This is a genomic window from Mesobacillus sp. QJM3NY_10 (genome assembly GCF_056173465.1).
In genome coordinates, this window is the sequence record NZ_CM149675.1 from 486,164 (window position 1) to 503,703 (window position 17,540).

Below are 17,540 nucleotides of genomic sequence, written 5' to 3' on the forward strand. Positions count from 1 at the left end.
TCAATATTTGAGAAAAACTGAAATTAAGAAAGAAGCCTCTTAAATTCATGGATAAATATCCAACTATGTAGAATACTACCTTTTGTAAAATACCGAGGTTATGCATGCCTCTATTGGAAAAAGGAGTGATTCACATGATGAAGAAATTTGCGGTAGTTCTTTTTGCAGTGATGATGGTAATATCAATTGCAAATCCTAGTTTTGCTGCGGGGAATCCTGGAAACAAAAAGGATATTGTAGATACAGCAGTATCAGCTGGGAACTTTAAAATTCTCGCGGCTGCACTGGAGAAAGCCGGATTGGTTGAAACCCTTAAAGGGGAAGGGCCATACACTGTATTCGCACCGACCGATGAGGCGTTCAATAAGCTTCTGAAGGATCTAGGGATTACAGCAGATGAGTTATTAGCAAGACAGGATCTTAAGGATATCCTCCTGTATCATGTACTTCCTGGTAAAGTCATGTCAGGTGACTTAAAGGAAGGAATGCAGGCACAGACACTTGCCAAGAAGAATGTCACCATTTCACTTGACCCGGTTCAAGTAAACGAAGCGAATGTCGTGACACCTGACGTTGAAGCATCGAACGGTGTCATTCATGTGATCGACAAGGTATTGCTGCCTAAATAAGTACGACAGACTGGATTCCATGCGGATTCAGTCTTTTTTAATTTGGGCAAGCCCCTGAGGTTCACCATCATGGACATTTAGGATGTAAAACGGTATAATTAATTCGGTTTTCGAAATATTATTTACATCTTAGAGTTTGAAGGTGAACGTATGCAAAAAGAAAAATTATGGACGAAGGATTTCATTTCGATTTCTCTAGTGAATTTCGTGATGATGCTTTCGATGTATTTATTAATTGTCACAATGGCTTCCTATGCGACTGATACGTATGGAGCGTCAACGAGCATGGCAGGATTGGCGTCAAGTATCTTCATCATTGGGGTTCTTTTTGCCAGATTGTATGCTGGTAAGGAAATTGCGAGGATTGGCAGTAAAAAGATGTTAATTGGAGGAATTTTGTTCTTTGTTCTAATTACTGCTCTATATTTAATCCCGTCGAATATCTATGTCCTCCTGATCGTCCGTTTTCTTCATGGTGTCGGGATCGGGTTCGCGGCGACAGCAACGGGGACGATTGTGGCACAAGTTGTTCCTGCGAGCAGGAAAGGGGAAGGGATCAGCTATTTCAGCTTGAGCGTGATTTTATCAACCGCGGTTGGCCCGTTGATTGGCCTCGCAATGATTAATGAGTTTGGCTATCAGAGCATGTTTATTTTTTCCCTTGTCGTCGGGCTGGCCAGTTTGCCAATCGCCCTTATGGTAAATGAACCTGTTGTGGATGATCAGGGAGAAGCTAATAAAAGCAGGAGCTTCAGTCTGGCAAACTATTTAGAAGCAAACGCATTGCCGATCTCGATTGTCACGTTCGTCATCGCGCTAGCTTATTCAGGTACACTATCATTCATCGCGTCATTTGCGAAGGAAGCTGAATTGACAGAGGCAGGCAGCATGTACTTCTTCGTTTATGCGATGGCTGTCTTATTTTCCCGTCCATTCACGGGGAAGCTGATGGACGCAAAAGGTGCGAACAGCGTTGTGTACCCGGCATTGATTGCCTTTGCTCTTGGGATGTATGCATTAAGCCAGGCGCAATCCAGTGCCGTGTTCCTGTTGGGAGCCGCGCTCATTGGGTTAGGGTATGGCAATTTCCAATCTGTCGCACAGACGATCGCCATTAAGATGACACCCCCGCACCGTATGGGAATGGCCACGTCGACCTTTTTCATCATGATGGATATCGGAATTGGCTTCGGACCATTCCTGCTGGGATATATGATCCCGGATTTCGGATACCGCGGATTGTATCTGGCGATGGTGCCCTTAATCATAGCAGGTGTCTTTATCTACTACTCTTTGCATGGTAAAAAAGAGAGAATGAAGGCAGCATAGGATTCCGTTGTTCAACATGAAAACCTCGCCACATATCGGCGAGGTTTTATCTTTTTACATATTCGGTGCATAGTTCTTATTTTTTTCAACATCAGTTTCCTCTGCCAATTCTTCCATTTCCATATGAGTCTGCGGGAAACCATTGGCCACCCATTCTGCGCGCATTGCAGAGTCCAGCTGGGTAAGCCCTCTTTCAGCGGGGTCTAGGCCCGCATCGACACTCTCCATCTGATCGATTTTCTTGCTGTTCCTCATGTCTGTATCCTCAAGAAAACGAATCGCATCCCGCTGGCTTTTCCTGTATGCGGCTGTCAGCAATACGGCGCCGCCAGCTGAAAGCAAAGAAGCCAAAACAAAATTCTTGGTCGATTTCTTCATCTTCGTTTCCCTCCATTCGATAATAACTCCTCTTGAACTCTATATTCCCGTTTTATGTGACTATAAAGAGTCCAGTTATTTACATTTTTGTTGCGAGATATGGTCAGTAGGAGAGATATTAAGGCAATCTAGAGCAGAAAAGAGAGTTCGATTCTCTAAGGCCAGAGGGTTATCAGCTTGAGAAGGCTTCATAGAGGAATTTTATAAGCCCAAAATGAGGATAAATCCAGGAAAAGGTCCTATAGAAGGATTCTATAAGCCCGAAATGGGGGCTGGCCTTGTAAAAGGTCTTATAGAAAGATTCTATAAGCCCAAAATGGGGGAAGATCCTGTAAAAGGTCCTATAGAAAGATTCTATAAGCCCGAAAAGGAGGGAGAGCTCCCTAAAAGGACTTATAGAAAGCTCTATAAGCACGAAGCAAGGAGTTTGAGCTATGCTGAAGAATAAAAAAGCTGCCATGTAATCATGACAGCCAACTACTCAATAACTACACCTTTTCCATCATCTTCTGATCAAGATGTTCAAGGATCATTTCCCAGGCTGATTCATGCCTGGTTTTTGATTTCTCATGAGGGAATCCTTTGTGTGAAAGACTTAGATACGTACCATTGCCCCTAGGTTCAAGCTCGATGGTCACCACGGTCTCGGCACCTTCTGTTCCTCCAGCGCCTGTCAGCCATGTAAATTCAATCAGGCGGTCCGGTATTAAACGAAGGAATCTTCCATAATGCGGGTGTCGCTGCTCAACTAGATCTTCTTCGGTTTTAAAGACGGTTTCAAAAAAGAATACGGAATTGACCTCTGCCTTCATGATCAGCGTTCCGGGTGCGGCAAACCATGTATCGAATTTTTCCGTCCACGCTTGGTAGAGGGTATCAGCCGGGGACTCCATTAACCGTTCAACTTGAAAACCGAGCGGTCTTGCTGAAAGGTCTGGTACTGTGATTGGTTCCATTTTAGTTCTCCTTATCCAGTGGGATATCTTTCTTTTAAAAATGCAACAGATTGATGAATCAAAGCTTTTAAAACATCCACATCAATATCTGCCACTTTATTTATGTACACACATGCTTTCCCGGAAGTATGTTTGCCGAACTCTTTCAATAGCGCTTCTCTTTCCGTGTCACCAGTAGCAAAATACAGGCTGATCTTGGCTTTGCGAGGAGAGAAGCCTACTAGCGGCGCATCTCCTTCGTGGCCAGATTCATATTTATAATGATAGGAGCCAAAGCCAATAATGCTCGGTCCCCACATTTTCGCTGGATAACCTGTTGTTTCTGTAAAAATATCTAACAGTCTATACGCATCCTCCCGTTTTTTAGGGCTGTCGACATTTTCAATGAACTCGATGACACTATTGTCGTTCTCCTTCGTTTTCAATTCATACATAATCAAAACATCTCCCTTCGATCTTTTAAAATATGTATTTATCTATGCTGGTCAACAAGAATTTGATTGCCATCAGGATCCTCAATCGTAAAATGAGCCGGACCCTCTCCGGATTCATCTACTTCAGTAAGGAACTTAACTCCGTTTCCTTTAAGCTGCTTTTGAAGTTCTCGAACATCCGTGAAGCTTTCCAGATTTTCGGCATTCTCATTCCAGCCCGGATTGAAGGTAAGGATATTTTTTTCAAACATCCCCTGGAACAGTCCGATTATGCAATTTTCATTCTTCATGATCAGCCAATTTTCATTGATATCTCCTCCCAGGGCTTGAAACCCCAAGTTTTCGTAAAAAGATTTTGAAGCCGCAATGTCTTTTACAGTTAAGCTTACAGAAAATGCACCAAGTTTCATATGATCTGCCACCTTTATAGAATGAATATTCTGATATCGTTGTTACCAGTATAGACAAGCATTGTAAAATTTACAATTAACCACGGTAATATCGGGAAAATAACTTCGAAATGATCCTCTGACATAATTTGGTCAAAGCTTTTCAACAGAATTGTGACTAATGTCACAACGCAGTATTCTTTTGATGGAAATTTGATATGTTAATAGTGTACTAATACTAAATAACCCATTGGAGTGAAGAACATGTTTGCAAAGTGGTTAAGAGAAAACAATGTTGCTGCTGGTTTATTGGCTGTTATAAGAATCTGGCTTGGATACAACTGGATGACTGCTGGATGGGGTAAATTGACTGGTGAAGGTTTTGACGCATCCGGTTATCTGAAAAATGCGGTTGCGAATCCGGTAAAGGGTCCAGACGGAAACGCAGTGTACGGCTGGTACGTGAACTTCCTTGAAAGCTTCGCGATCCCGAATGTAGAATTGTTCAACTTCATCGTCCCACTTGGAGAATTCCTAATAGGACTTGGCTTGATCCTTGGAACTCTGACAACTGCTGCAATGTTCTTCGGTCTAGTGATGAACTTCAGTTTCTTCCTAGCCGGAACTGTATCTCACAACCCAACTGACATCTTCTTCGGCTTCATCATCCTGTTCGCAGGCTACAACGCAGGTAAATACGGTCTAGACCGCTGGGTCGTACCATTTATCCGCAAAACTGTTTTCAAACGTGGAGAAGAAACGGCACGAAACGCTGCTTAACTTAGTTAAATCCCCCTTTAATATAATTTGGCTGCCGGGAATTCCTCGGCAGCCATTTTTTATATCCAGGGAGCAAATCCTTCCTGAAAAAGCAAAAGCATAGGAAAATCATTCCTATGCCTCGTCGCCGTTAATGAAATTATCTTCCGAAGAAATTGCCCATTGTGTTTCTGAAGTCATCAAATAGACCGTCTCTGTTTCTGTTATTGCGGATGTCATCGGCGAATGTTCCCATTCTGTTGAAGGCATCACGGTCAACCGAAACGTATACATTATCGATTCTGTTATTTGCCTGGCGCACTCTTTGTTCAATCTGCTGCTCCAGCTGGCTCTTATTACCGTTCATGGTGTTACCAGTTGCGTTTCCATTCATGTCTGTATTACCAATTCCATTCATGTTTCCATTGCCGTTATCATTTCCGTTGCCAAAAATATTGTTGCCATTTGTGTTTCCAGCGTTTTGGCGATCGCCATTTCCTGCGTCACCTTTGCCGTCAATGATTCCATCATTTCCTGCACGGTTGTCACCCTGGTCAACTCGTCCATTCTCGGCAAAAGTCCTGCCGTTGCCATCCAATGCATCATTGACTGAAGCATTCCCATTATTTTCGCCATTGTTATCTGCGAGTCTAACTGCGACGTATGCATTGTTTTCCGAGATGATGACTCGTGCGTCGTCGACTTCCGGCATCTGTTCTACCTGGCGCTCTGCACGATCAGCCAGCTGGAGCCTGGTTCCTTCGGTAGCTGGTCCGCGCTGAACCTGGGAGATTTCTACCTGCTGTTCGCCGTTATCGTCGGCAGCATTGTTATTCGCTCCGCAGCCAGCCAAACCGAATGAAATTGCAGCACATCCTGCTAAAATGAATGACTTTTTCACTTTATTCACTCCTTCTTTTGTTGTTATTCGTCCTTATGATGGCTTGAAATTGGCGCAGTATGCAGGGAGATAAATTTTTTTTGGAAAAAAAGCCATTCCATTGAAGATCCTTGCAGGTCTCCTGCCAGTTACCTTTAAAGTTTCTTGATAGGGGGGACGTCCAATACCCCTTAATAAGGTCGAAGTCCAATAACAAATCCAGTGTTAATTTGATGGAGAGCCTTTATTAGTAAGCTTTTAAAGCCTGGATGATTGCGTTGTCACCATTCGTTCAAAACATTTCAACAGAATTGTGAATTCATTCACAAAAACCCCTATTTTCGAGATATATTTGATATCTTATAAGTGTACTAATACTAATTAACTTATTGGAGTGAGGAACATGATTGCAAAGTGGTTAAGAGAAAACAATGTTGCTGCTGGGATATTGACTGTCATTAGGGTTTGGCTAGGATACAACTGGATGACTGCAGGTTGGGGTAAATTGACTGGTGACGGCTTCGACGCTTCTGGATTTTTGAAAAATGCGGTGGCGAACCCAGTTAAAGGTCCAGACGGAAATGCAGTGTATGGATGGTACGTGAACTTCCTTGAAAGTTTCGCGATCCCGAACGTAGAATTGTTCAACTTCATCGTTCCACTAGGCGAATTCCTTGTTGGACTTGGATTACTACTTGGAACTCTGACAACTGCTGCAATGTTCTTCGGCCTTGTGATGAACTTCAGTTTCTTCCTTGCCGGAACAGTATCTCACAACCCAACTGACATCTTCTTCGGATTCATCATCCTTGCTGCTGGTTTCAACGCAGGCAAATACGGTTTAGACCGCTGGGTTGTACCATTCATCCGCAAAACAGTTTTCAAACGCGGAGAAGAAGTCACTCGCAACGTAGCTTAACTTGATTTTAAATCCCCCTTTAAAATAAATAGGCTGCCGGGAAATTAAATCCCGGCAGCTTTTTTTATAGGTCATTCTTATTTCTGAGGATTTTGTATTTTCTAATCTTGTACAATAGACCTTGCCTTGTTATGCCGAGAGCTTCGGCAGCACGTGCCTGGTTGCCGTTTTCGCTTGTCAAAGCGGTTTCAATCACTTCTTTTTCAACCTTTTCTAGATGTTCTGGTAAAGAAAAATCGTCAGTCAATTCGATATGAATATCAGGAGATTCAAGCTCTTTTTCTGAAAAATGGTTCTGGGTTTCCTCGGGAAAATCCTCGAGAATCAATTGTCCTGAACGGGAAAGGACGGTTGCCCTGGACAAGGCATTTTGCAATTCGCGGATATTGCCAGGCCATGGATAGGAAGTGAGTTTTGTTAATAGGTTTTTGGAAATCGAATAGCTGCGGTTATGTTCTTCTTCAAACTGTGCCAAAAATTGTTCGACGAGCAAAGGGATGTCTTCGATACGCTCGCGCAATGGAGGCAATTTGATTCCAATGATATTTAACCGGTAATACAAGTCTTCACGAAACTCACCGTTCTGTACCATTTCCCATAAATTCCGGTTAGTGGCTGCGATGATACGAACGTCTGAAAAAACCTCTCTGGCGGTCCCTAGCGGTGTAAAGGTTTTGTCCTGGGTGAACTGCAGGAGCTTTGCTTGCACATCCAGCGAGATTTCGCCGATTTCATCCAGAAAAAGAGTGCCTTTGTCGGCAGCGGCGCATTTGCCTTCCTGGGATCGGACTGCACCGGTAAAAGCGCCTTTTTCGTAGCCGAATAATTCACTTTCCAACAGGTTTGAGGGGAGGGCGGCGCAATTGACTTTTATGAATGGACCTAACCTCCGGGTGCTCTCGAGATGCACAGCGTGAGCTCCACGCGATTTACCAGTCCCGCTTTCTCCTTCAAGCATGATGGTGATATCCTGCTTGGCTACTCTTTCAATTAACGAGTAGACCTCCTGCATTTTTGGACTTTTGCCAATCATCCCATGAAGATCATATTTTTGCTGAACAGCCTGTTTTAACTCTTTGTTTTCTTTTTTCAAATGTTTCATTTCAAATGCCCGTTTGATGACGACCTTTAGTTCATCAGCCTTGATTGGCTTAGTTAGATAGTCGTAAGCCCCCATTTTCATGGCTTTGACGGCATCCTCGATATCTCCGTAGGCAGTACAGGGAATAAAAACAGTATCAAGAAAAATTGGCGCCAATTTTTCCAGCAGCTTCAGCCCGGTCGTGTCCGGCAGAAGGAAATCGAGCAAAACAAGGTCAATGTTCTCGCTCTCCATCAGCTTTTCAGCTTTATTGCCTGTTTCTGCTTCGATGACGGCATATCCCTCCTTCTGTAAGGTCAGCTTGGTCAGGCGGCGGAATTTTTCATTATCTTCAACTAACAAGATTGTTTTTTTCATAGTGATCGCCTTTCTCGTGCTTTTTCAATGAAATCAGGAAGGATGTTCCTTCGCCCATTTCACTTTCTACCTCGATATGGCCGTTATGGGAAGAAATAATGTCATGGGTAATCCATAAGCCCAGCCCGGTACCTTCTTGTTTGGTAGAAAAGAATGGATTGAAAATACGCTTGATCTTTTGCTGGGGGATACCGATTCCATCATCTTTTATCTCTATTTCAATAGTATCACTATTTGCTTTTTTCATCGAAACAGTGATTTGGCCATAATGGGAAACCGCTTCTATACTATTGATAAAAAGATTGATCAGAGCCTGAATCATCTGGTTTCGGTCACCTTTAACAAAGTAATCCTCACCATCAGCCTCCAGAGTGGCATGAATCTGCTTTTTCCTGAATTGATGGGATAAAAGCTGAAGGGTTTCAGAGGCGACTGTTTTCATGTTAAAAACAGATTCGTCCTTTTTGTTTTCCCGGCTGAATTGAAGGAACCGTCTTACAAGAAGGTCAAGGCGCTGTATTTCATCCTGAATATCCTTTGCCGCTTCGGAAATGATGTCAGCGGAAGCAGCCTCACTTTCGCTGGCAGCTGTCATCTCCTGTATTTCGCTTGCGATTAAATCACTCGCAAGCTGGACAGTCCCTAGCGGATTTTTTACCTCGTGAGCAAGCCCGGCGGTCATCTGGCCAATCGCAACCAGCTGTTCTGAACGTTGAATATGAGTTTCCAGCTGGCGCACCTTTGTCACATCCCAAAAGGTGATCAGGACCCCGATGACGTGGTCTTTTTCATCCAATAATGGTGAACTGGATTGCTTGATGATTTTCTTGCCCCATTCATTTTCAAAGGTGAAGTCATCTTCAAGGCCGTCAAATTTCCTTGAGACATGCTTGCACTGCTCAAAATGATTCCTGAAAGAAAGCGGCAGGGCAGAGACCGATTTTCCAATGATGTTTTCTTTTTTTCTATTCAATAGATCCCCGGCCGTTGTATTCATTGAACTGATGAAGCCCTCCGGATTGATAGCGAGGACGCCAAAAGGGAAGGATTCCAAAATCAGCTGCAAATGGCGCTCATGTGACTTTAAGCTCTCGGCCATATACTTCATGGTGCTGGACAATGTCTTGATCTCATCCTCTTTCTCAAGTACAGGAACAAACCACTCACCGCCCTTTGCGTAGCTTGCTGCCTCCTGGGTGAGAGCTTTAATCGGCTTAATGATCCAGCGGATACCGAATATAAGCAAGGTCAGCGCCGCTAAAAAAATCAGGATGAATCCTTTCCATAAGATATCCTTCAAGGAATCGATTACGGCGTTTGCTTCTGACAGCGGGATAGAAGTGGCTGTATAAAATGGCAGCCGATCGACAGGGTTATAGGCAACAAGGGATTCTTCGCCCCAGAGGTCACCTCTGTAAACCCCGGTCCTGTCCAAAAAAGCCTCTTGCGAAAATGGATACTCATTAAGCAGGTTGCCTGATTTACTAAAATCGTTCGTATCGAACAAAACTTTTCCTTCCCGGTTAAAAACAAAGCTGTGGCCGAGTTCGCCAATGACATTTTGCTTGAAGTACTTTTGCAAATACACGAGACTCACATAAGCAATCAAGCCGCCTTCAACTTCCGCTGCTTCGTCAGCCTGAAAAGGAACGATAATCATAAGTGTTGGCTCACCGTTCATTTTTGAAATCGAGTCAGCGACAAAAGAGCTGCGCCGCCATTTCAGTTCGGCATACAAGTCGGCTTCAGCCAAAGTCAGCTTGGAATCACTTTCGATAAAAGGAGCTTTATAGACGATTCTTTCCTTCTCATCATTCACGATCTGGATTCTTTTAAAGAAAGGATCATTCACGACGAGATTGGTCAGTATTCCTTCTAATTTGCCCGTCTCTTCAGCCTGATTTACAACGATATTCTCCAGCAGCTGGATCTTCAGGTTGAATAGGTCACTCGTCTTGTCGGACATGACCCTTGTCACCTGGATCGCCTGATTCTCAGTCTGATTTTTTATGATATCTCTTGAAGAAGTGGCTGCGAGAATGAATATGATCAGTAGAGGAATAAAAATGATGATGGTAGTAAGATATAGAAACCTTTTGGTTAATCGTGATGGATAAAGTCTTTTCATATCGATTTCACCTTTCTGACAGCATGCCTCCATCGTAATAAGAAGCTTATTAATCTATTACCTTTATACCATACTATTGAATGGCTATGGCCGGTACCCCGGACAAAGGAAGAAGTTAGTATTTTTCCAGACAGATGTTCAATTTTTCTATAAGGCACTGTCTGAACCTGGTATGCGTAAATAAGCAAGGGATCATAACTCAAGAAGGGGTATCTTCAACCATTTTAAAAAGGAGGAAACCATTGCTGATTTCCTCCCGAAAAACTTATTATTCTTCAATTAAGCCGTTTTCTGTCAGCCATTTTCTAGCGACCTCTGTTTCACTCTTTTCTTCAATATCGACTTGATAGTTGAGATCCGTCATAGCTTCTGTATTGATTTTTTCAGCTAAAGGCTTCAGGAGCTCTTCTAATTCAGGAAACTTTTCGAGTGTTTTTTCATGAATCGTGATGCCGGCATTGTAGGCAGGGAAGAAGCTCTTGTCATCTTCAAGGTTTACAAGGTTGAAAGCCTTGATTCGGCTGTCTGTGGCGAATCCTGTTGCCACATCGACCTGGCCATCTCTCAGTGCCTGGTAAAACAGACCTACGTCCATTTTCTTAATGTTGGAAGAACCAAATTTAAAACCATAGGCTTTCTCTACACCTTTAATTCCATCAGGTCTTGTCGCGAACTCAGCATCTGTACCTAAAGACAATTTGTTGCCATCATTCAAGTAAGCTGCCAAATCACTGATTGATTCAATGCCGAGTTCTTTGGCTTTGTCTGCTTTCATCATTAGAGTATACGTGTTATTTACCTGAGATTGATCAAGCCACACAAGGCCGTTCTCTTTGTCCACTTCCTTTACTTTTTCATAGGCTTCCACTGAATCGGAAAGAGGATCAAGCTTGTTGTAGTTTACGAGACTGGTTCCTGTATATTCCCAATAAAGGTCTACCTGTTTATTCTCCAGTGCCTGGCGGACAACCTGGCTTGCCATATTGTTTTTTTCCTCAACCTCATAGCCATTCTCTTTTAGATAGATGGCAAGAATTTTGGAAAGGACGAATTGTTCCGTGAAGTTTTTTGCACCGACGACAACCTTTTTGTCTGAAGCAGAAGCGGATGAGTCCTCTTCACTGCTGCAAGCGGAGAGCAGCGAAACCATTAAAGCGATGATGACGGTAAATGATAAAATCTTTTTCAATTAGTTTTCCCCCTAAAAATTGTTTTCTTTAATCTGAAACTGTTACTGATTGTCTTAACCCTTTAGAAATAACCAGCTTTTCGATGAGCCTGACCAATTGGTCTGCCAATAGAGCAAGCAAAGTAACCGGGATTGCACCGGATAGGAGATAAGAGTTATCCCTCATCATGATTCCGGTAAAAATCCAGTCGCCCAGTCCGCCGCCGCCTACCAGATAGGCTAAAGCAGCCGTTCCGATATTGATCACCACAGCTGTCCGGATGCCTGCCATGATCGGATAGGCTGCGTTAGGCAGCTCAATTTTCAGAAGAATTTGAGCCGGTGTATAGCCGATGCCTTTTGCTGCATCCAGCAAGTCCGGATCAATCGATTTAATCCCGGCGACAGTATTCCGTAGAATCGGCAGCAAGGAATAAAGAAACAGAGCAAAGACTGCCGGCTTGAAACCGATTCCCATCCAGGTCATCGCCAATGCCAGAATCGCGAGGCTCGGAATCGTCTGCCCAAGATTGGCTGTATTCATAAACAGCCATTGAAGCTTTTGGAATTTAGGCCTCGTAACCAATATTCCCATCGGAATCGCAAGCACGATTGCCAGCAGCGAGGACAGGAGCACCATGTTGATATGCTGCTTCAATAGAAAGATAAATCCTTCTGAATCATCGATGATCAGCTGGTAATACCCAGACTTGAATGACCAGGCGAAAAAGCTCCCGACAAGGGTGAAGAGGATCAGCTTGATGACAAAAGATACAAAACGTTTATTGTTCATGCTTTCTCTCCCCCGTTATTTAATATGCTGATGCAAGTAGGCCTCTACATCATCAATCTGCATCGCACCCACAAGCTTGTTGTTTGCCTGGACGACTAGCTGGTCGGCTTCCTGGTTGAGCAGGATGGATAAAGCATCCCTAAGATTCGTTTCAACTGAAATCGTCTTTTTGTTGGCTTTTTCCGGCCCGTCCAGTTTTCGCAGCATCCGTTCTGAAATCAAATCCTTCACGGTATGCAGGCTCAGACTCTTCAACGCGCGGTCCTTGCCGACGAATTCACGAACAAAATCATTCTTTGGATGGGCAAGCAGCTCGCTTGGAGAATCATATTGCATCAATTTTCCTTCTTTGAAAATCGCAATTCCGTCCCCCATTTTGATGGCTTCATCAATATCATGGCTGACAAACAGAATCGTCTTTTTTACTTCCTTCTGAATTTGCAAAAACTCATTCTGAATCCGGGTACGGATGACCGGATCCAATGCCCCGAACGGTTCATCCATTAACATGACAGGCGGGTCTGCAGCCATCGCACGGGCGATGCCGACTCTTTGCTGCTGTCCTCCTGAAAGCTCATGCGGATAACGCTTCCGGTATTCATCCGGATTCAGGCCGACCAGATCCATTAAGTATTTATATCTGTCTGCTTTCTTCTTCCGGTCCCAGCCGATTAAATTAGGGACAGCCATCACATTATCTTCAATCGTCATGTTTGGGAACAGGCCGTTATGCTGGATGACATAGCCGATATTCCGTCTTAGCTCGATGTCATTCAAGGAATTCACATCTGTTCCATTAACGAAAATTTTGCCATCGGTGATCGACTCCAGCCTGTTTACCATTCTTAGTGTTGTCGTTTTTCCGCAGCCTGATGGCCCTAAGAAAACGACGATATTGCCCTCGGGTACATCAAAGCTTACATTATCAACAGCTTTCACCTTATCTCCGTACACTTTGGTGACTTGATCAAACTTAATCATACTTTTCACCCCATCTTACTTCTATTTATTGTTGAAAACCTTTTGGAGTCATACGCTTTTGGAGAAGCCCCAACAGTCCGTCTGTCACAATCGCCAGGATGGAAATGGCAATCGCTCCTGCCAGTACCATTGTTGTATTCGATCTTGAAATCCCCTGGTTGATCAAAACACCAAGACCGCCAGCTCCGATGAACGCTGCAATTGCGCCGATTCCGATATTCATGACCACGGCCTGCCTGACTCCTGCCATAATGATAGGAAGGGCATTTGGAATCTCAACACGCAGAAGACGCTGCATCGTACTCATTCCCAGCCCAATGGCGGCATCACGAATATTGGGATCGACATTATTGATGGCTACATATGTATTACGGATGATTGGCAGCTGCGAATATAAAATGAGTGCGATTACAGCTGGCACAAAACCAATTCCCTGATTGATGATCGACAGAATCGGAATCATAATCCCGAAAAGCGCGATACTCGGAATCGTCATAATCACATTCGCGACCTGAAGGACCGTCTCCGCTAACTCCTCATTGGTTGTTAAGTAAATCCCAAGCGGAAGGCCAATTGCTATGGCAATCAAGACAGACAATCCAACAAGCTGCAAATGCTCCGCACTATATGTCCAAATCGAAGCCTGGTTCTCTATTATGTAGTTCAATAAATCATTCATCTCTTTACACCTCCTTCAAAGTAACTAGTACAAATAAATAGTTGCAAGAAGCGTGCCAATTATAAAAAAGGACGCAAAAAAGCGCCTGAGCCCATCTATTTCTATGGGTCAAGCGCTTTTTTTATTTATTAAGGTATTAAATAGATTCTTTTACAGGAGCAAAGAATTTTTACATGCTTGTTAAAATTTTTTTACAAAAAGTGAGATTATCTGCATTTCTAGTTACTTACCCGAAATAGAAGGAGGATAAACCAGCGTTTAAGAAATAGTTCAAGAAAAAGGAGTGAAAGGGTGTTTCATAGAATAGAATATACAGCCATTAAGAGAAAAAGGGATTTGGAGAGTGCTGACAGTGAAAAAAATACATAAACCATGGATCAAACTTAAGGAAAACATCGGTGATGAGGATTATAAAATAATCAATGAACTTCAGGAACGGTGCCTTCAAACGGCTCAAACCGCACTGAAGCTAGAGCTAGATTACAAGCTCGGGGTCAGCGATGGCAGCGGCAATGGGGTTCAGGATATAAATGAGTTCATGTACTTCGATGGGGAGCTGTTGATTGGATATATGGGGATTTGCAGCTTTGGCGGTCCGTGGGAAGTGAATGGGATGGTGCATCCTGAGTACCGGCGTCTGGGTGTGTTCACCAGGTTGTTTGAGTTGGTCATGGCGGAATGGAAGCGCAGGGATTCAGGCAGCATGCTGTTGCTCAGTGACCGCAACTCAGAATCCGGGCAGCAATTCATTGCCGGAGTTGGTGCGCAATACAAGCATTCTGAATATGAAATGTTTTTGAAAAAAGATACTCCGGTCACGACGCCAGAGCAGCTGGCGGGCATTTTCTTCAGGAAAGCTACGAACGCGGACGCGAAGGAAATCGCCCGGCAGAACGCGATTTATTTTAACGATGAAGAAGAAATCAACGCCGATGACATGCCTCTGCCTGAGGTAGAGGAAAAGCGCGGAATGACTTCTTATCTTGTTGAAAAAGAAGGGCAAATCATCGGGAAAGTGAATCTGCAGCTTACCTCGAAACTTGGTGCCATCTTCGGTCTCGGTGTGTTGCCAGAGCACCGTCGCAAGGGGTACGGAAGAGCGCTTCTTTTGCTTGCTATTGAAAAACTGAAGGAAGCAAACGCACAGGAAATCATGCTGCAGGTAGCGGCAGAAAACGCAAATGCACTGAACCTTTATAAGTCATGCGGCTTTGAAGAGACTTCTACGATGGACTATTTTGAGCTTAAATAAACGATATCCACCTTGTACAGAACAAGGTGGATATTTTTGGATTAGTTTGAAACTAATGAATGGGAGATTCGTATTATATTTTGATCATCATTTTTGAATGGGAGGGTTACCAATGAACTGGAATAAAGACTTTAAAACTTCCGCTCTCATCATTTTATTAGTCATCACGGCGATTGCTCTTTTGGATAATGCCAGAACAGCCGATTTTGCCGCGAATCTTGAGGATGATAAAAATCGACTTGAAAAGAAAGTTATTAGTTTAGAAAAAGAAATTGAAAGGCAATCCCGGATGACAGATGACTTAAAGTATGAAAATGATGCTTTGGGCGTCAACCTTTCAACCCTGGAAGAAGAAATAGCGGTAGCACAATCCTCTGTTCAATATCAGGACTTCATGGATGCGATCAGTGTCGTTGAGACCTATAAGGCTGCGGAAGAGTTTAAAGAAGTAATTGAATTAATCGCAGTTGGAAATTTTACAAGTTTTACCCTTGATCAAGAGGACAATTGCCCTTGCAGTATTCACTTCAAATATAGCAATCTTGATTGGATTCCAAATGTAGTCTTAAACCTAAGTGAATTTAATATTGAAAAAGGAAGAATCGTCCTTACATATCTTACAGTCGAGGACCTGGAAAATAATTATCAATTTGTATTGACTAAGAGCGTTGGCTATTACGAAAGAACTGAAAAATGGGAAATAGAAGAAATTAGACTTATAGAAAAGGAGGACTCCCAATTATAAAATTTGATCAACGATTTCTCCCGTTATTGGTCTATTTTTTATTGATCATCTTGCTTCTGCTTTTTACGAAGCAAACGGACTTTAATTTGTCAGGGGTGAATTATCAGTTCAATCAGGAAACGATGACGATGACCATTGAAAAGGGGATTTTGAATAAGCAGGTGGATGAAGGGAAGGTTACCGCTCAGGAAGCGCTTGAAATCATGTTGCCGATTAATGAGGCGAATCAGCTCTGGAAGATGAATATATATCTTATACCGCTGTTTACAGCTGTTTTTATCGCTCTATTTTTTACTCCTTTACGACCGAAGAAATATTATAAATGGTATGTATTCATGTATTTTATTTTCCTTGCCACCTTCGTAATATGGGATGTTACAGTACACAGGGTACTTGCCGGGAAACTCGCTGTAACCTTGAAGGGTTTATAGTGAAAGCCCGATCCCTGACCTCCAGGCCCTGAAAATGTTATGGACATTTTTTGGAAAAATAATGTTGACAGCCGAGTCGAATTCATGATAAATTTATCTTGAATTAAAAATAATTGATTTTGAGATTTATTTTTTTAGAATAATATCTCGAATTCGAGATAATAACATAACAGGGGGATTTTAGAATGGCTAAATTTGTAGTAGATCAGGCACACTCAGCATTAGGATTTGAAGTGAAACACATGATGGTTTCAAAGGTAAAGGGACAATTTGGTTCTTATTCAGCGGATGTCGAAGCAGCAGACCTAACAGATTTAACAACAGCTTCAATTGCATTCAAAATTGATGTAGCAAGCATCGACACACGCAGCGAGGACCGCGAGAACCACCTGAAATCAGCAGATTTCTTTGATGTTGAAAACTATCCAACAATCGATTTCAAATCTACTAGCATCACTCGTGATGGCGATGATTACAAAGTCACTGGTGACCTGACAATCAAGGATGTAACGAAGCCAGTCACATTCGATGTGGAATTCGGCGGCAAAGGCACAAACCCATGGGGCGTAAAAGTTTACGGTTTCGAAGCAGAAGCAAAAGTCAACCGCGAAGATTTCGGCCTAACATGGAATGCAGCATTAGAAACAGGCGGCGTGCTAGTAGGCAAAGACATCAAGATCAAAGTGGAACTAGAAGTGAATCCAGCAGCGTAAATTTAATGAGAAAAGGGCGGCTACCTATCGGTGAGCTGCCCTTTCCTTTACAGTTCCATCGTCATAAATACACTGTTCTGATCTTCTATATAATCACCGAATGGAGGGCAATAGACAAAGCCGTATTTTTCATAGAGCTTCCTCGCAGGCAAGAACGCCTCCATTGAACCTGTTTCGAGGCTAAGTCTTGTATAGCCGCGCTTTCTGGCTTCCTTGATGATGTGCTCTAGCATGGCCTGTGCGACGCCTTTTCGGAGGTGGGCGCTGGCGGTTCTCATCGATTTGAGCTCACCATGATGGGAATCAAGCTTTTTCAATGCACCGCAGCCCATTAAATGCTCCTCATTCCAGACTGTCCAGAAGGTAATATCCGGTGCTTTTAACTCACCAAGCCCCAGCGCATGAATGCTCTCGGGAGGGGAGTGAAGCTTCATTCCGTGCAAATGTTCCCCTATTAATGAAATAACCTCAGAACCTGTTAGGTCATCGACTTTAATTTCCATACACAAACCCCCCGG

General features: G+C 43.2%; 21 protein-coding genes. 9 read left to right on the forward strand and 12 right to left on the reverse strand.

The window, feature by feature from the left end; translation table 11 throughout:
- Positions 1-134: 134 nt before the first annotated feature.
- Positions 135-629, forward strand: a complete 495-nt coding sequence (locus AC0VX7_RS02420; protein WP_475426499.1) for a fasciclin domain-containing protein — start codon at positions 135-137, stop codon at positions 627-629.
- A 150-nt stretch (positions 630-779) separates the two neighbouring features.
- Positions 780-1,958, forward strand: a complete 1,179-nt coding sequence (locus tag AC0VX7_RS02425) for an MFS transporter (protein WP_475426500.1) — start codon at positions 780-782, stop codon at positions 1,956-1,958.
- 54 nt (positions 1,959-2,012) lie between these two features.
- Here AC0VX7_RS02425 and AC0VX7_RS02430 read toward each other — a convergent pair whose 3' ends face one another.
- Positions 2,013-2,336: a hypothetical protein gene (locus AC0VX7_RS02430; protein WP_475426501.1), complete on the reverse strand. Its 324-nt coding sequence runs from the start codon at positions 2,334-2,336 to the stop codon at positions 2,013-2,015.
- A gap of 214 nt (positions 2,337-2,550) precedes the next feature.
- On the opposite strand from AC0VX7_RS02430, the gene AC0VX7_RS02435 reads away from it, so the two are divergent.
- Positions 2,551-2,784 (forward strand): hypothetical protein, encoded by a 234-nt coding sequence (locus AC0VX7_RS02435; RefSeq protein ID WP_475426502.1) that lies wholly within the window; start codon positions 2,551-2,553, stop codon positions 2,782-2,784.
- 40 nt (positions 2,785-2,824) lie between these two features.
- Here AC0VX7_RS02435 and AC0VX7_RS02440 read toward each other — a convergent pair whose 3' ends face one another.
- From AC0VX7_RS02440 to AC0VX7_RS02450, 3 genes are read right to left on the reverse strand one after another with little or no spacing between them, the layout of a single operon-like run.
- A complete protein-coding gene (locus AC0VX7_RS02440; RefSeq protein WP_475426503.1) occupies positions 2,825-3,292 on the reverse strand; it encodes an SRPBCC family protein in 468 nt (155 codons plus the stop codon).
- Between the two features lie 11 nt (positions 3,293-3,303).
- Complete coding sequence (locus AC0VX7_RS02445) at positions 3,304-3,726, reverse strand: DUF1801 domain-containing protein (protein ID WP_475426504.1); 423 nt, start codon at positions 3,724-3,726, stop codon at positions 3,304-3,306.
- A 38-nt stretch (positions 3,727-3,764) separates the two neighbouring features.
- Positions 3,765-4,136, reverse strand: coding sequence for a VOC family protein (locus AC0VX7_RS02450; RefSeq protein ID WP_475426505.1), 372 nt, complete (start codon positions 4,134-4,136; stop codon positions 3,765-3,767).
- A gap of 243 nt (positions 4,137-4,379) precedes the next feature.
- Between AC0VX7_RS02450 and AC0VX7_RS02455 the strand changes: the two genes are divergently transcribed.
- Positions 4,380-4,895, forward strand: coding sequence for a DoxX family protein (locus AC0VX7_RS02455; RefSeq protein ID WP_475426506.1), 516 nt, complete (start codon positions 4,380-4,382; stop codon positions 4,893-4,895).
- A 139-nt stretch (positions 4,896-5,034) separates the two neighbouring features.
- On the opposite strand, the gene AC0VX7_RS02460 is transcribed toward AC0VX7_RS02455, so the two are convergent.
- On the reverse strand, positions 5,035-5,775 hold the full coding sequence (locus AC0VX7_RS02460) for a YhcN/YlaJ family sporulation lipoprotein (RefSeq protein ID WP_475426507.1): 741 nt from the start codon (positions 5,773-5,775) through the stop codon (positions 5,035-5,037).
- Positions 5,776-6,157: 382 nt separating this feature from the next.
- Here AC0VX7_RS02460 and AC0VX7_RS02465 point away from each other — a divergent pair, with 382 nt between their 5' ends.
- A complete protein-coding gene (locus AC0VX7_RS02465; RefSeq protein WP_475426508.1) occupies positions 6,158-6,673 on the forward strand; it encodes a DoxX family membrane protein in 516 nt (171 codons plus the stop codon).
- Positions 6,674-6,737: 64 nt separating this feature from the next.
- Here AC0VX7_RS02465 and AC0VX7_RS02470 read toward each other — a convergent pair whose 3' ends face one another.
- The 6 genes from AC0VX7_RS02470 to AC0VX7_RS02495 all read right to left on the reverse strand — a co-directional run bounded on the left by AC0VX7_RS02470 (position 6,738) and on the right by AC0VX7_RS02495 (position 13,881).
- Entirely contained in the window at positions 6,738-8,132 is a 1,395-nt protein-coding gene (locus tag AC0VX7_RS02470) for a sigma-54-dependent transcriptional regulator (protein ID WP_475426509.1), read from the reverse strand.
- Positions 8,107-10,260, reverse strand: coding sequence for a sensor histidine kinase (locus AC0VX7_RS02475; RefSeq protein ID WP_475426510.1), 2,154 nt, complete (start codon positions 10,258-10,260; stop codon positions 8,107-8,109). The genes AC0VX7_RS02470 and AC0VX7_RS02475 overlap by 26 nt, the downstream gene beginning before the upstream one ends.
- Before the next feature lie 268 nt (positions 10,261-10,528).
- Positions 10,529-11,449: a glycine betaine ABC transporter substrate-binding protein gene (locus AC0VX7_RS02480; RefSeq protein ID WP_475426511.1), complete on the reverse strand. Its 921-nt coding sequence runs from the start codon at positions 11,447-11,449 to the stop codon at positions 10,529-10,531.
- 28 nt (positions 11,450-11,477) lie between these two features.
- Complete coding sequence (locus AC0VX7_RS02485) at positions 11,478-12,221, reverse strand: ABC transporter permease (RefSeq protein WP_475426512.1); 744 nt, start codon at positions 12,219-12,221, stop codon at positions 11,478-11,480.
- A 15-nt stretch (positions 12,222-12,236) separates the two neighbouring features.
- On the reverse strand, positions 12,237-13,202 hold the full coding sequence (locus AC0VX7_RS02490; protein ID WP_475426513.1) for an ABC transporter ATP-binding protein: 966 nt from the start codon (positions 13,200-13,202) through the stop codon (positions 12,237-12,239).
- 25 nt (positions 13,203-13,227) lie between these two features.
- Positions 13,228-13,881 carry an ABC transporter permease gene (locus AC0VX7_RS02495; RefSeq protein WP_475426514.1) on the reverse strand — a complete coding sequence of 218 codons (654 nt, stop codon included), beginning with the start codon at positions 13,879-13,881 and terminating at the stop codon, positions 13,228-13,230.
- Between the two features lie 352 nt (positions 13,882-14,233).
- Here AC0VX7_RS02495 and AC0VX7_RS02500 point away from each other — a divergent pair, with 352 nt between their 5' ends.
- From AC0VX7_RS02500 to AC0VX7_RS02515, 4 genes are all read left to right on the forward strand, one after another.
- On the forward strand, positions 14,234-15,133 hold the full coding sequence (locus AC0VX7_RS02500) for a GNAT family N-acetyltransferase (RefSeq protein ID WP_475426515.1): 900 nt from the start codon (positions 14,234-14,236) through the stop codon (positions 15,131-15,133).
- A gap of 112 nt (positions 15,134-15,245) precedes the next feature.
- Complete coding sequence (locus tag AC0VX7_RS02505) at positions 15,246-15,878, forward strand: hypothetical protein (protein ID WP_475426516.1); 633 nt, start codon at positions 15,246-15,248, stop codon at positions 15,876-15,878.
- A gap of 128 nt (positions 15,879-16,006) precedes the next feature.
- Entirely contained in the window at positions 16,007-16,309 is a 303-nt protein-coding gene (locus AC0VX7_RS02510) for a hypothetical protein (protein WP_475426517.1), read from the forward strand.
- A 185-nt stretch (positions 16,310-16,494) separates the two neighbouring features.
- A complete protein-coding gene (locus tag AC0VX7_RS02515; protein WP_475426518.1) occupies positions 16,495-17,022 on the forward strand; it encodes a YceI family protein in 528 nt (175 codons plus the stop codon).
- A gap of 47 nt (positions 17,023-17,069) precedes the next feature.
- Here the strand turns inward: AC0VX7_RS02515 and AC0VX7_RS02520 are convergent, their stop codons facing one another.
- Positions 17,070-17,525, reverse strand: a complete 456-nt coding sequence (locus AC0VX7_RS02520; RefSeq protein ID WP_475426519.1) for a GNAT family N-acetyltransferase — start codon at positions 17,523-17,525, stop codon at positions 17,070-17,072.
- Positions 17,526-17,540: the final 15 nt, after the last annotated feature.

Bases quoted from the DNA above. Each gene is read 5' to 3' on its own strand.
- AC0VX7_RS02495 (WP_475426514.1), bottom strand. From the start codon at position 13,881: ATGAATGATTTATTGAACTACATAATAGAGAACCAGGCTTCGATTTGG.
- AC0VX7_RS02425 (WP_475426500.1), top strand. From the start codon at position 780: ATGCAAAAAGAAAAATTATGGACGAAGGATTTCATTTCGATTTCTCTA.
- AC0VX7_RS02515 (WP_475426518.1), top strand. From the start codon at position 16,495: ATGGCTAAATTTGTAGTAGATCAGGCACACTCAGCATTAGGATTTGAA.
- AC0VX7_RS02485 (WP_475426512.1), bottom strand. From the start codon at position 12,221: ATGAACAATAAACGTTTTGTATCTTTTGTCATCAAGCTGATCCTCTTC.
- AC0VX7_RS02420 (WP_475426499.1), top strand. From the start codon at position 135: ATGATGAAGAAATTTGCGGTAGTTCTTTTTGCAGTGATGATGGTAATA.
- AC0VX7_RS02435 (WP_475426502.1), top strand. From the start codon at position 2,551: ATGAGGATAAATCCAGGAAAAGGTCCTATAGAAGGATTCTATAAGCCC.
- AC0VX7_RS02445 (WP_475426504.1), bottom strand. From the start codon at position 3,726: ATGTATGAATTGAAAACGAAGGAGAACGACAATAGTGTCATCGAGTTC.
- AC0VX7_RS02520 (WP_475426519.1), bottom strand. From the start codon at position 17,525: ATGGAAATTAAAGTCGATGACCTAACAGGTTCTGAGGTTATTTCATTA.
- AC0VX7_RS02470 (WP_475426509.1), bottom strand. From the start codon at position 8,132: ATGAAAAAAACAATCTTGTTAGTTGAAGATAATGAAAAATTCCGCCGC.
- AC0VX7_RS02430 (WP_475426501.1), bottom strand. From the start codon at position 2,336: ATGAAGAAATCGACCAAGAATTTTGTTTTGGCTTCTTTGCTTTCAGCT.
- AC0VX7_RS02475 (WP_475426510.1), bottom strand. From the start codon at position 10,260: ATGAAAAGACTTTATCCATCACGATTAACCAAAAGGTTTCTATATCTT.
- AC0VX7_RS02455 (WP_475426506.1), top strand. From the start codon at position 4,380: ATGTTTGCAAAGTGGTTAAGAGAAAACAATGTTGCTGCTGGTTTATTG.
- AC0VX7_RS02465 (WP_475426508.1), top strand. From the start codon at position 6,158: ATGATTGCAAAGTGGTTAAGAGAAAACAATGTTGCTGCTGGGATATTG.
- AC0VX7_RS02505 (WP_475426516.1), top strand. From the start codon at position 15,246: ATGAACTGGAATAAAGACTTTAAAACTTCCGCTCTCATCATTTTATTA.
- AC0VX7_RS02510 (WP_475426517.1), top strand. From the start codon at position 16,007: ATGACCATTGAAAAGGGGATTTTGAATAAGCAGGTGGATGAAGGGAAG.
- AC0VX7_RS02440 (WP_475426503.1), bottom strand. From the start codon at position 3,292: ATGGAACCAATCACAGTACCAGACCTTTCAGCAAGACCGCTCGGTTTT.
- AC0VX7_RS02490 (WP_475426513.1), bottom strand. From the start codon at position 13,202: ATGATTAAGTTTGATCAAGTCACCAAAGTGTACGGAGATAAGGTGAAA.
- AC0VX7_RS02450 (WP_475426505.1), bottom strand. From the start codon at position 4,136: ATGAAACTTGGTGCATTTTCTGTAAGCTTAACTGTAAAAGACATTGCG.